Annotated in this window: 12 protein-coding genes; 6 read left to right on the top strand and 6 right to left on the bottom strand. The window is 62.6% G+C overall.

Annotated elements, in window-relative coordinates; all coding sequences use genetic code 11:
- The first annotated feature begins 107 nt into the window (after positions 1–107).
- On the top strand, positions 108–947 hold the full coding sequence (locus NKH54_RS07125; protein ID WP_023716052.1) for an AAA family ATPase: 840 nt from the start codon (positions 108–110) through the stop codon (positions 945–947).
- Between the two features lie 43 nt (positions 948–990).
- Here NKH54_RS07125 and NKH54_RS07120 read toward each other — a convergent pair whose 3' ends face one another.
- On the bottom strand, positions 991–2,529 hold the full coding sequence (locus tag NKH54_RS07120) for an MFS transporter (protein WP_023755546.1): 1,539 nt from the start codon (positions 2,527–2,529) through the stop codon (positions 991–993).
- 142 nt (positions 2,530–2,671) lie between these two features.
- Here NKH54_RS07120 and NKH54_RS07115 point away from each other — a divergent pair, with 142 nt between their 5' ends.
- From NKH54_RS07115 to msrB, 5 genes are all read left to right on the top strand, one after another.
- Entirely contained in the window at positions 2,672–3,535 is an 864-nt protein-coding gene (locus tag NKH54_RS07115) for a LysR family transcriptional regulator (protein ID WP_353027936.1), read from the top strand.
- A gap of 58 nt (positions 3,536–3,593) precedes the next feature.
- Positions 3,594–4,040, top strand: a complete 447-nt coding sequence (locus NKH54_RS07110) for a GNAT family N-acetyltransferase (RefSeq protein ID WP_023726162.1) — start codon at positions 3,594–3,596, stop codon at positions 4,038–4,040.
- A gap of 304 nt (positions 4,041–4,344) precedes the next feature.
- Positions 4,345–5,535, top strand: coding sequence for a vWA domain-containing protein (locus NKH54_RS07105; protein WP_023755545.1), 1,191 nt, complete (start codon positions 4,345–4,347; stop codon positions 5,533–5,535).
- Between the two features lie 16 nt (positions 5,536–5,551).
- A complete protein-coding gene (locus NKH54_RS07100; protein WP_353027935.1) occupies positions 5,552–6,349 on the top strand; it encodes an MBL fold metallo-hydrolase in 798 nt (265 codons plus the stop codon).
- Positions 6,350–6,449: 100 nt separating this feature from the next.
- Positions 6,450–6,854, top strand: coding sequence for a peptide-methionine (R)-S-oxide reductase MsrB (gene msrB, locus NKH54_RS07095; RefSeq protein ID WP_013529102.1), 405 nt, complete (start codon positions 6,450–6,452; stop codon positions 6,852–6,854).
- Between the two features lie 62 nt (positions 6,855–6,916).
- On the opposite strand, the gene NKH54_RS07090 is transcribed toward msrB, so the two are convergent.
- The 5 genes from NKH54_RS07090 to NKH54_RS07070 form a co-directional block, all read right to left on the bottom strand.
- Positions 6,917–7,228, bottom strand: coding sequence for a hypothetical protein (locus tag NKH54_RS07090; protein ID WP_353027934.1), 312 nt, complete (start codon positions 7,226–7,228; stop codon positions 6,917–6,919).
- Between the two features lie 7 nt (positions 7,229–7,235).
- Positions 7,236–7,676, bottom strand: a complete 441-nt coding sequence (locus NKH54_RS07085; RefSeq protein WP_353027933.1) for a hypothetical protein — start codon at positions 7,674–7,676, stop codon at positions 7,236–7,238.
- Positions 7,677–7,769: 93 nt separating this feature from the next.
- Positions 7,770–8,030 (bottom strand): DUF2312 domain-containing protein, encoded by a 261-nt coding sequence (locus tag NKH54_RS07080; RefSeq protein WP_023668722.1) that lies wholly within the window; start codon positions 8,028–8,030, stop codon positions 7,770–7,772.
- A 150-nt stretch (positions 8,031–8,180) separates the two neighbouring features.
- Complete coding sequence (gene pyc / locus NKH54_RS07075; RefSeq protein WP_353027932.1) at positions 8,181–11,639, bottom strand: pyruvate carboxylase; 3,459 nt, start codon at positions 11,637–11,639, stop codon at positions 8,181–8,183.
- 282 nt (positions 11,640–11,921) lie between these two features.
- Positions 11,922–13,043, bottom strand: a complete 1,122-nt coding sequence (locus NKH54_RS07070; protein ID WP_023668720.1) for a branched-chain amino acid ABC transporter substrate-binding protein — start codon at positions 13,041–13,043, stop codon at positions 11,922–11,924.
- Positions 13,044–13,106 lie beyond the last annotated feature (63 nt).

Raw genomic sequence — 13,106 nt, 5'->3', positions numbered from 1 at the left:
GAGCCGATGTTTCCATTTCGATCTCACACGCTTTGGTCGCAGCCGGCTCGCCCTTGCACAGGTCAAGCAGCGTCCTTACGGTCGCGCTCACCAACCGAGGAGCAAGTATGCGTTTCGAAGGCACGGCGGCCTATGTCGCCGACAAGGATCTGATGGTGGCGGTGAACGCCGCGATCGCGCTGGAGCGGCCATTGCTGGTCAAGGGCGAGCCGGGCACCGGCAAGACCGAGCTTGCCCGCCAGGTGGCATCGGCGCTCGGCCTCGACCTGATCGAATGGCACGTCAAGTCGACCACCCGTGCGCAGCAGGGACTTTATGAGTACGACGCCGTCTCGCGGCTGCGCGACAGCCAGCTTGGGGATGCCAGATTCAACGACATCAAAAACTACATCAAGCGCGGCAAGCTCTGGGACGCCTTCGCGGCCGGCAAGAAGGTCGTGCTGTTGATCGACGAGATCGACAAGGCCGATATCGAATTCCCCAACGACCTGCTGCAGGAACTCGATCGAATGGAGTTCTTCGTCTACGAAACCGGCGAAACGATCCGCGCCGCTGTGCGCCCCATCGTCATCATCACTTCCAACAACGAGAAGGAACTGCCCGACGCCTTCCTGCGCCGGTGCTTCTTCCACTACATCCGCTTTCCCGATGTCGACACGCTGCACAAAATCGTCGACGTGCACTATCCCGGCATAAAGCAGAATTTGGTGCGTGCTGCCCTGACCCAGTTCTACGAAATCCGCGACGTGCAGGGGTTGAAGAAGAAGCCGTCGACCTCCGAGGCGCTCGACTGGATCCGCCTGCTGGTCGCCGACGACATCGCACCCGAGGATCTGCGCGCCGACCCCAGGAACGCGCTGCCGAAACTGCACGGCGCGCTGCTGAAGAACGAGCAGGACGTGCATCTGTTTGAGCGCCTTGCTTTCATGGCCAGGCGGAAGGGATAAGGATCGGCGGGCGGGCTGAGCGCTATGAGCGAGCTTCGGCCGATCACTCGGCCGCCGCAAGCCCTGTCTCCTGCGGCGCGACGCGCTTCGGCCCGAAGATCACGAAACCGATGACCGACAGGGCGAGAACGCCGATCCCGCAATAGAGCATGACCCAGCCGAAACCATTGACCAGCGCGGCATGCACGATGGCGCCGGATGGGTCGAGGGCTGCGAGCTTCGGCGTCCCCTGCGCAAGGCCCTCCAGATTGCCGGTGGCGACCCTTTCCGCCAGTGCCCGCAACTCATCCGGCTCCAAAGCCGCGCCGAGTGTGGCCCGCAGGTGGGAAACGATACCTTGCGTCAGCAGCAGGCCGAGCACCGCGATGTTGATAGCGAGCGTGATCAGGCGTGCGCTGATGTCGATGCCGGACGCCATGCCGGCACGATCCGGCAATACCGCGCCGGTCGTGGTATTGGTGGTCGGCGAATTGGTGAGACCGATGCCGATGCCGGCAATCAGCGTGCCGGGCAGCATGGTCAGCCAAGTGGCGCCCTCGAGCCTGGAGCCGATCCACATGGCGATGAAACCGATCCCTAGCGTCAGCAGACCGAGCGGGATGGCAATTCGTGCCTGGTAGCGCGTGCGAATGCGCTCGGCGATCGGCGGCATCACCATGAAGGGCAGCGTGTAGACGAGCAATAGCAGGCCGGTCGTCGTGCTGTCGTAGCCGAGAACGCCGGAATAATAGATCGGCAGATAGATGATGAACGGCCAGTAGCTGAAATTCATGCCGATGGCGCCCATGATCGCGCCGGAAAACTGGCGGATGCGGAACACGGAGAAATCGAACATCGGATAGGGATTGACCCTCTCGGCGACAAGGAAAGCGATGAACGCAGCCACGGAGGCTGATATCACGCCGATGCGGGCGCTGGTCCCGAGATCCGCACCCTGCGTGATCAGATAGGAGAAGCCGAACACAGAAGCCGACAGCGTCAGCATGCCGGCCCAGTCAAGCTTCTGGGCGTTGTGATCGCGCGATTGCGTGACACCGGCGCCGATAAAGGCGAGCGCCAGGAGCGCCAGCGGCACGTGGATGAGGAACACCCACTGCCAGTTCGACAGCGCCACGATCAGGCCGCCAATGGCGGGACCGAAACCAAGCCCGATGCCTGAGACGACGCTCCAGGCAACAAAAGCCTTGCCGCGTTCACGGCCATCCTGGAACTGATGCGACAGCACGGCGACGCTGCAGGTCAGCATCGCGCCGCCGGCGAGACCTTGCAGGAAGCGGGCGGCGATCAGCAGCGCCGCACTCGGCGCCAGGCCGCACAGCAGCGAGGCGAGGCCGAAGGCGACGGTGGTGATCACCATCACGCTCTTGCGGCCGAAACGGTCGGCCAATGTCCCTGTCGCCATCAGCACCGTGGTGCAGGCAATGGTGTAGGCGTTCATGATCCATTGCAGGTCTTTGAAATCGGCGGCGAGCACGCTTTCCAGTTTCGGCAGGATCACCGGCACGCTGGAGATTTCGAGCCCGAACAGCAGCGACGCCAGGCACACGCCGGTGAGCGCTATGGTGTTTCGTTGAATTGGCATATCGATCTCTTTTCATCCGAGCATGAGGCGCTCTTCAAACCGCGACCGGTTTGAGATAGAGGAGACTCGACCATGAAAAAAGGCTATGCTCGGCTATATCAGAAATGACAAAACGGAATGATTGGCCCAATGGAGTGCTGCGATGACCAGTCTTGATGTGGACGCCGTACGAACCTTTGTGATGGTGGCCGATCTGCAGAGCTTCACCCAGGCGGCCACGGCGCTGGGCAGCACCCAGGCGACAATCAGCGTCAAGCTGCGCCGTCTTGAGGAAAAGCTCGCCGCGCGATTGATTGAAAGAACGCCGCGCCGCGTCAGCCTGTCGGCACGAGGCGCCGTCTTCCTCCCCGCCGCGCGCGACTTCCTTGCCGCGCACGAGCGCGCCATGGCGGAGTTTGCGTCAGCACCGTGCCGGCTTGCGCTCGGCTTTGTCGATCATGCCGCCGGTCCGGCGCTGTCCATTCTGATTGCCCAGCTCCATGCGCACGATCCATCGCTGACGCTCAGTTTGAGGATCGATACCAGCACGGTGCTCAAGGAAGCTTTCGATCACGGCGAGCTCGATGCAGTCATCGTGCACCGCGAAGGCGACAGCCGTCCTGGCCGGACCTTGTCGCGCAACCACTATGGCTGGTTCGCAGCACCTTCCTTCGAGTGGCAGCGCGGAACGCCGTTGCGCCTCGCGCTCTTAAGCACCGTGTGCAACTGTCCGGATCGTGTGCGGGCGGTCGAGGCGCTGGACAAAGCAGGCATCGCCTGGGAGGAGGCCTTCGTCGGCGGCGGCGGCGCGGCCGTCAACATTGCGATATCGGCGGGCTTTGCCGTTTCGGCGCTGGCTCACTGCGTCGCTCCGCCCGGCCTGATCGAGGTTGGCCGCAAACTTGGTCTTCCATCGCTTGACCCTTCCGAAGTGGTGCTGCATTCGCACAATCTGGCGCCGCGCGCGCGTGACGCGCTGCAGATGCTGGCGACCGCATTTCGCGAGTACAATTCGCCGGTGGATTAGGCGATGGTGTTTCCGATCTGATTCCGCCGGAATCCGATAAGGCTTTGGAGGAACCGAAATGACCGAGATCACCGTCCGCCCGCTGGCGCTGGCCGACCATGCCGACTGGCGGCGGCTGTGGACTGCCTACCTCACCTTCTACGAGACCAAGCTGCCGGACGAGGTCTACGACATCACCTGGGAACGACTGTTCACGGAAGGTGAATTCGAACCGAAGGGGTTTATCGCCACGCTCGACGGCAAGGCGGTCGGCCTGACCCATTATCTCTATCACCGCTCCGGCTGGTCGGAGAAAAACAACTGCTACCTGCAGGACCTGTTCGCCGACCCTGATGTGCGCGGCAAGGGCATCGGTGCGGCCCTCATTGAAGCGGTCAAGCAGGAAGCCGGCAAGATCGGCGTCAAGAACGTCTATTGGATGACCCACGAAACCAACGCCACAGCGCGCAAGCTCTACGACCATGTCGCGCGGCGGACAGGGTTTATCGAGTATGATCTGCTATGATGCGAGCGCGATCGAAATAACGCGGAAGGAGCCGAATGATCCGCTATGTCGGAATCCTGGATGGCAGTGACGGCGTTTGGGGAGTGCGGATGCCCGATCTCGCCGGCTGCCACGGGGCCGGCGCAAACCCGGCTGAAGCGATAGCCGATGCCGCGTCGGCTATGGCGAATGGGCGGAAGCCCGCATCGCAAAGCACTTGCCCATGCCCAACCCACGTACTGTGGCAAATCTTCTGCAATCCGGCGAAATCGACAGTGCCCGTGGCGACTCCGCCGTGACCGTTCGGCATAGATAACGGCCAACCATGTTCCTCCCCTTCTTCCTCGAACTGAAGGTCGCGCGGATTCCCGTTTCGCTGCGGGAGTATCTGTCGCTGCTGGAAGGTCTGGAAGCCGGGCTGGTCGACTATGACGTCGAGGGTTTTTACTACCTCGCCCGCGCCGCGCTTGTGAAGGACGAGCGCCATATCGACCGCTTCGACCAGGTGTTTGCGCATGTCTTCAAGGGGATCGAGGCGCTCACCGGCCCCGATGCCGTCGGTGTCGCCAACATCCCTGAGGAATGGCTGCGCCGGCTCGCCGAAAAGCACCTGACCGAGGAAGAGAAGAAACTGATCGAGGCGCTCGGCGGTTTCGACAAGCTGATGGAGAAACTGAAGCAGCGGCTGGAGGAGCAGAAAGGCCGCCACCAGGGCGGCTCGAAATGGATCGGCACCGGCGGCACTTCGCCTTTCGGCGCCTATGGCTACAATCCCGAAGGCGTGCGCATCGGCCAGCATGAAAGCCGAAATCGCCGTGCGGTGAAAGTCTGGGACAAGCGCGAGTTCAAAAATTTCGACGACGCCGTCGAGCTCGGCACCCGCAACATCAAGGTGGCGCTGAAGCGCCTGCGCCGCTGGGTGCGCGAGGGTGCGGAGGAAGAGTTCGACCTGCCCGGCACCATCCATGCCACCGCCGAGCACGGCTATCTCGATGTGCAGACGCGCCCCGAACGGCGCAACGCCGTGAAGCTCTTGATGTTCTTCGATGTCGGCGGCTCGATGGACGACCACATCAAAAGCGTCGAGGAGCTGTTTTCGGCCGCCCGCGCCGAATTCCGCCAGCTCGAATATTTTTACTTCCACAACTGCCTTTACGAGGGCGTCTGGAAGGACAACCGGCGCAGGCATGCCGAGACCATCCCGACCTTCGATCTGCTTCACAAATACGGCCCCGACTACAAGGTGATCGTCGTCGGCGATGCCTCGATGAGCCCTTACGAGATCGCGCATCCCGGCGGTTCGGTCGAGCATTGGAATCCGGAAGCCGGCAGTGTCTGGCTTGGCCGCCTCATCCAGCAATGGCCGAATGCGGTCTGGCTGAACCCCGAAAACCAGAAAAACTGGGGCTTCACCCATTCGATCGCGATGATCCGCGATCTCTTCGGCGGCCGCATGTTCCCACTGACGCTGGCCGGGTTGGAAGCCGCGACGAAGCAGCTCTCACGCAAGCATTGATATGAGAGGAAAACCGATGACCTGCTTTCTTTGCCCGCAATGCGGCGTCCAGTTCGCGGCAACGCAGACCCCTCCAGAAAATTGCCCGATCTGCGAGGACGAGCGGCAATATGTGCGCTGGGAAGGCCAGGCCTGGATCACTGGGGAAGAACTCTCTGCCGGGCATAGGCTTGTGATGAAGGACGATGCCGGCGTTCTCGCTTTCGGCATCGAGCCGCGCTTTGCTATCGGCCAGCGGGCGCTGCTGGCGCAGACGCCGCACGGCAATGTGCTGTGGGATTGCATCTCGATGGTGAGCGACGAGGCGGTAGCCGAAATCAACCGTTGCGGCGGCCTGGCCGCGATCGCCATTTCGCACTGCCACTATTATTCGGTGATGGTCGAGTGGAGCGAGGCGTTTGGCGGCGTGCCGATCTATCTCCATGCCGACGACAGCCAGTGGATCATGCGGCCGCACAACGCCATCGTCAGCTGGGCGGGCGAGACGCTGGCCATAAACCCGTCGCTGACACTCGTGCGTTGCGGTGGCCATTTTGCCGGCGGCCAGGTGCTGCATTGGAAACGCGATGACGGTAACGCCCTGCTGTCCGGCGACATATTGCAGGTGACGCCGACGCGTCGCCATGTCAGCTTCATGTACAGCTATCCGAACTACATTCCGCTCAATGCGCCGGCCGTGCGACGCATCGCGGCGGCACTTGAGCCTTTCGAATTCGACGACATCTACGGCGCGTGGTGGCAGCAGAACATCATCGGCGGCGCAAGAACGGCATTTCATGCGTCGATCGCCCGCTATCTTCAGGCGATTGGGTAGGAGCTCGGCTGAAAATGCGAGCAAAACACGTAACAAACGCCTATCTCTAAGCGAATATAGCTTGCAACCAACAACAAGCCGCCAAGGCTGAGGAGATCAAATGGACACCCACACCTACCCTGTCACCCGCACCGACGCCGAATGGCGCGCCCGCCTGACGCCCGAGCAATATGCGGTCATGCGCGGCCATGGCACCGAACGGCCCGGAAGCTGCGCGCTGCTCTACGAAAAGCGCGCCGGCACCTTTTCCTGCGTCGGCTGCGACCAGCCGCTGTTCGAATCCAAGCTCAAGTTCGAGAGCGGCACCGGCTGGCCGAGCTTCAATGATCCGGTGCCCGGTTCGGTCGAAAACACCGTCGACCGCAGCTACGGCATGGTCCGCACCGAATGCCACTGCGCCCGCTGCGGCAGCCATCTCGGCCATGTCTTCGAGGACGGCCCGCCGCCGACCGGCCTGCGCTATTGCATCAACGGCGTGGCGCTGAAATTCGAGCCGGCGGCTTAAGCCGCAGCTTGACCACCATCTTCAAAGGGCGGCTTCGGCCGCCCTTTTTCGTGTCAATCTTCTCAGACAACCACCACCAGGATCAGCCAAAGCGTAGCCCCGAGCGTCATCAACGAAGCCTTGGCGCCACTGGATTTTTCCGTGGTTCGCCAGACGGCAAAGGTCAGAAAGATGTTGTAGGGCACGGGCGCGAAATGCACCGCCAGGACGACGGCGAGCGGCAGCTTCAAGCCGAGCAGAATGAGCGCGGCCACCGACGAGGCGATGTTGATCGCCGTGCCGACAAGGACTAGATCGCGCCAGAACAACCGCTCGACCGGCACCGCGCCTCGCCAGCGCGAGCCGAAGAAGGAACCGATGCTTTGCGCCAACACCTGGTAGCTATCCCTCGCCCAACACCTCGGTGACGGCGCGCTCGAAGCGCGAGCATTCCGTCACCAGCCAGTCGGCCATGGCCGGCCAGTTGTCCTCGGCATAGCAGTTTACCCGCCACATCGAATTGATGCCGAGGCCCTCGCAGCTCTGCTCCGGCCTGAGCTTCAGCCGGTCTTCGATTGCCGGCTGGAACGGCTTCAGCCGCGACCAGGCCTCGGTCGCGCCGAACTTCTCGTTACGGCCGAAAAAGACGCCAACTTGGCTTTGCGCCGGCGCGACATACATGGACAGGACCAGAGCGAAGTCAGGCAGCCCGCGCTGCCAGAACCAGGGTCCGCGCCGCGCCATGGAAGCGCGTTCCTCCGGATGCCGTTCGGCGAACAGCGCCCAGAAGCTGCGTTGGCGGAATTCAGAGGCGCGGCGGGCGCCGAAGTCGAATTCGCTCATGGTTCGATGCCCGTTCCAGCATCATTCCTTGGCCCGAGACTGTTTCGAAATTCGCTCCGGCGATATCAGCCGGAGTAGAATTTCCAGACAGCCTTACACCATGCCGAGCGCGGCCTTGTAGAGATCGAGGATGGTTTCCTCTTCCTGGCGCTCGGCCTGGTCCTTCTTGCGCAGCCGGATGATCGACCGCATCGCCTTGGTGTCGAAGCCGGTGCCCTTGGCCTCGGCGAACACTTCCTTGATGTCGTCGGCGATGGTCTTCTTTTCTTCTTCGAGCCGCTCGATGCGCTCGATGAAGGCGCGCAACTGGCCGGCGGCAACAGTCTGGCTGGTATCTGTGATGTCGTCGGCCATGTTTTTTCTCCGCTACTTTTTAAGCACCGCGATTCTGGCGCGGTAAATTGGGAGCGGGTTCGATGCCCGAGCAGGCGCGGCGGGTCAAGCCATTATCGGCGCTTCGTGAACGGCTGCTGCCAGCCGTCCCCAGTGTGATGGATCCGCGCGTCAGCCAAACGCGATCAACAGATCCTTCGCATCGATCTGATCGCCGGCCTTGACCAGCACTTCGGCCACTGTGCCGTCGCGCTCGGCATGCAGGGCCGTCTCCATCTTCATGGCTTCGATCGACAACAGCACGTCGCCGGCCTTGACCGCTTGGCCGGCGGCAACCGAAAGGGCGGAGACCACGCCCGGCATCGGCGCGCCGACATGCGCCTCGTTGCCGGGCTCGGCCTTGCGCCGAGCCTTGGCCGCCGAGGCGCCATGCGCCCTGTCCGGCACCCGGACACGGCGCGGCTGGCCGTTGAGCTCGAAGAACACGGTGACCATGCCCTTCTCATCGACGTCGCCGATCGCAAGGCAGCGCACTACAAGCGTCTTGCCTTTTTCGATGTCCAGGAAGATCTCGTCTTCGGACTTCATGCCGTAGAAATAGGTAGGCGTCGGCAGCACACTGACCGGCCCGTAGGTTTCCTGCGCGGCGGCGAAGTCGGTGAACACCTTCGGATACATCAACCAGGAGGCGAATTCGTACTCCGAGAGCTTGCGCTCCAGCTTCTGCTCGATCTCCTTGCGGCTGGCCTTGAGGTCGGCTGGCTTGAGCAGCGAGCCCGGGCGCTCGGTGATCGGCTTGCTTTCCTTCAGTGCCTTCTTCTGCAGCTTCGCAGGCCAGCCGCCGGGCGACTGGCCGAGATCGCCGCGCAGCATCGAGACGGCCGAGTCCGGGAAGGCGATGTCCTTGGCTGGGTTTTCGACGTCGGCAACGGTCAGATCCTGGCTCACCATCATCAACGCCATGTCGCCGACCACCTTGGACGACGGCGTCACCTTGACGATGTCACCGAACATCAAATTGACGTCGTGATAGGCTTGTGCCACCTCGTGCCAACGCGTTTCCAGCCCCAGCGAACGCGCCTGTTCCTTGAGGTTGGTGAACTGGCCGCCCGGCATTTCGTGCAGATAGACTTCCGAGGCTGGCCCCTTGAGGTCGCTTTCGAAGGCGGCATACTGGTTGCGCACCGCTTCCCAGTAGAAGGAGATTTTGCGGATCCATTGCGGATCGAGGCCGGGATCGCGCTCGGTTCCCTTCAGCGCCTCGACGATCGAGCCCAGGCAAGGCTGCGAGGTGTTGCCGGAGAAGGAATCCATCGCCGCGTCGATGGCGTCGACGCCGCTTTCCACGCCGGCCAGCACCGTCGCCGCCGACAGGCCTGACGTGTCGTGGGTGTGGAAATGGATCGGCAGGTCGGTCGCGTCGCGCAGCGCCTTGAACAGCACGCGGGCGGCAGCCGGCTTCAAAAGCCCGGCCATGTCCTTGACGGCGATGATATGGGCGCCGGCGGCCTGCAATTCCTTCGCCAGCCCGACATAGTATTTAAGGTCGTATTTGGCGCGCGCCGGATCGAGGATGTCGCCGGTGTAGCAGATCGCCGCTTCGACCAGCTTGCCCTCGGCGCCCACCGCGTCCATGGCGACGCGCATATTCTCGACCCAGTTCAGGCAGTCGAATACGCGAAACAGGTCGACGCCGCCGGCCGCCGCATGGCTGACGAAATGTTGCACCACATTGTCGGGATAGTTGGTGTAGCCGACGCCGTTGGCGCCGCGCAGAAGCATCTGCAGCAAAAGGTTGGGGGCGGCTTCGCGCACTTTGCTCAGCCGCTCCCACGGATCCTCGGTGAGGAAGCGCATGGCGACATCGAAAGTGGCGCCGCCCCAGCATTCCAGCGACAGCAGCCGCGGCAGCGCCCGCGCATAGGTGCCGGCAATGCCGGCAATGTCATGCGTGCGCATGCGGGTGGCGAGCAGCGACTGGTGACCGTCGCGCATCGTCGTGTCGGTGACAAGCACCTCTTTTTGCTCACGCATCCAGGCAGCGAATTTCTCCGGCCCCAACGCGTCTAGCTTCTGCTTGCTGCCATCAGGCACATTGCCGTTGAGATAGGGCACGACAGGCGCTGCCGCATCGGTCTTGGGCATCGGTCGGCCGCGGGTTTCGGGATGGCCGTTGACGCTGACGTCGGCCAGATAGTTGAGCAGCTTGGTGGCGCGGTCCTGCCGCTTCACCTGCGCGAACAGCTCCGGCGTCGTGTCGATGAACCTGGTCGTGTAGGAATTGTCGGCGAAGCGCGGGTGGTTGATGATTGCCTCGAGGAAGGTGAGGTTGGTGGCCACGCCGCGGATGCGGAACTCGCGCAGGGCCCGATTCATGCGGGCGATCGCCTCGGCCGGTGTCGGGGCCCAGGCAGTCACCTTCTCCAGCAGCGGATCGTAGAAGCGGGTGATGACCGCGCCCGAATACGCGGTGCCGCCGTCGAGGCGGATGCCGAAACCGGCGGCTTCGCGATAAGCCGTGATGCGGCCGTAGTCCGGAATGAAACTATGCTCCGGATCCTCGGTCGTGATGCGGCACTGCAGCGCGTGACCGTTCAGCCTGATGTCGGCCTGCGCCGGCACGCCCGACTCTTTCGTGCCGATGGCAAAGCCGTCCAGTATGTGGATCTGCGCCTTGACGATGTCGATGCCGGTCACCTGCTCGGTCACGGTGTGCTCGACCTGGATGCGCGGATTGACCTCGATGAAGTAGAACTTGCCGGTGTCGGCGTCCTGCAGGAATTCCACCGTGCCGGCGCCGATATAGCTGGTCTCCCGCGCGATCTTGAGCGCATAGCCGCAAAGCTCCTGGCGCAATGCCTCGCTGAGGTAGGGCGCCGGCGCCCGTTCGACGACCTTCTGGTTGCGGCGCTGGATCGAGCAGTCGCGCTCGAACAGATGCACCGCGTTGCCATGCGGGTCGCCGAGCACCTGGACCTCGACATGGCGGGCGCGCTCTATCAGCTTTTCGAGATAGACCTCGTCCTTGCCGAAGGCGGCCTTGGCCTCGCGCTTGCCCTCCATCACCTCGCGGGCGAGGTCGGCTTCCGCGCGGATGGCGCGCATGCCGCGCCCGCCCCCGCCCCATGATGCCTTGAGCATCACCGGATAGCCGACTGTCTTGGCGAGCTGCTTGACTGCTTCCATGTCGTCCGGCAGCGGTTCGGTTGCCGGCACCACCGGCACGCCGACCTCGATGGCCAGATTGCGTGCGGCGACCTTGTTGCCGAGCCGGCGCATCGTGTCGGGCTTCGGTCCTATGAAGGTGATGCCGGCCTCGGCGCAGGCATCTGCGAATTCAGGGCTTTCCGACAGAAGGCCATAGCCCGGATGGATGGCGTCGGCGCCGGACAGCTTGGCGACGCGGATCACTTCCTCGATCGACAGATAGCTTTCGATCGGCCCCATGTCCCTGGCCAGATGCGGCCCGCGCCCGACTTGGTAGCTTTCATCGGCCTTGAACCGATGAAGTGAATATTTGTCCTCCTCGGCCCAGATCGCCACGGTTTTGAGGCCGAGCTCGTTTGCCGCGCGAAAGACGCGGATGGCAATTTCGGACCTGTTGGCGACGAGGATCTTCGTGATGGCCAAGGAAGGAGGCTCCGGACAGGGAGGGATGGGGCAGAGGCATGATTAACGCGAAAATGCTGCAGTGCAACCAAAATCGGGGAGAGCTTAAACCGATTTAAGTGGGATTCTAGCACCTCTGCTCGAAAAGCTGCGTGCGATTGGCGTCGCGAGGTGACGCTAATTGTCGTGCCCGCACAAATTCGACCCCGGCTAGCGGCTTATCCAGCCACCCTCGCTACGCCCTGTCACCAAAGAAAAATGCCCGGCGCGAGCGCCGGGCATTCCATAGAGCTGTGTCCCGAATTACGACTTCGGGAACCAGGAGATCTTGCCGTCCGGACCCTTCTTCCATTCGTACATGATGTAGCCCGGGAGCTTCGGATCGCCCTTCGCGTCATAGGCGAGATCGCCCAGAACGGTCTTGAACGGACCCTTCTCGTGCAGCGCCTTGGCCACTTCCACGGGGTCGTTCGACTTGGCCACGGCAGCGGCCTCGGCGATCACCTGCATGGCGGCGTAGGAGTAGAGAGTGTAGGCTTCCGGCTCGAAGCCCTGGGCGCGGAACTTCTCGACCAGTGCCTTGTTCTCGGGGATCAGGCGCGGATCGGGACCGAAGGTGTTGAGCGTGCCGATAACCGCATCGCCGGCGATCGCAGCCAGCTCGTCGGTGACGATGCCGTCGCCCGACATCAGGGTAGCCTTGAGGCCCTGGTCCGCCGACTGGCGGATGATCAGGCCGGCTTCGGTATGCAGGCCGCCCCAATAGATCAGGGTAACACCGGCGTCCTTCATCTTGGCAATCAGCGCCGAGAAGTCCTTGTCGCCGACATTGACGCCTTCGTACATGACTTCGGTCAGGCCGGCTGCGTTCATCGCCTTCTTGGTCTCGTCGGCAAGGCCCTGACCATAGGGGGTCTTGTCGTGGATGACGGCAACTTTGGCGTCCTTGAAGTTGGTCGCGATATAGCCGCCGGCGATGCCGCCCTGCTGGTCATCGCGTCCGCAGGTGCGGAACACGTTCCACAGGCCGCGCTCGGTGAATTTCGGGTTGGTCGCCGCAGGCGTCACTTCGACGATGTTGTTGTCGACGTAGACTTCCTGCGAAACCGGGATCGAGACGCCCGAGTTGAAGTGGCCGATCACGAACTTCACGCCGTCGCCGACGAACTTGTTGCCGACCGAAATGCCCTGCTTCGGATCCGAGACGTCGTCGCCGACTTCGAGCTTGATCTGCTCGCCGTTCATGCCGCCTGCTGCGTTGATGTCGGCAACGGCCGCTTCCGCACCCTTCTGCAGCTGCGCACCGAAGGCCGCATTCGGACCGGTGATCGGACCTGCGACGCCGACGATAACGTCAGCCCATGCATTGCCACCGAACGCGACAAGCGCGGTCAGGGCAACGGCGGACAAAAGTGATTTCTTCATTTAAACGCTCCCATTTACGAGGTGGGCGTGGATGAAACTTTCATGCGATGCCCACCCTTATCG

This window comes from Mesorhizobium sp. M1004 (assembly GCF_040318795.1).
Taxonomy (GTDB): Bacteria; Pseudomonadota; Alphaproteobacteria; order Rhizobiales; family Rhizobiaceae; genus Mesorhizobium.
Note: the sequence above shows the minus strand (reverse complement) of the source record. Positions and strands in the feature narration are given on the sequence as shown.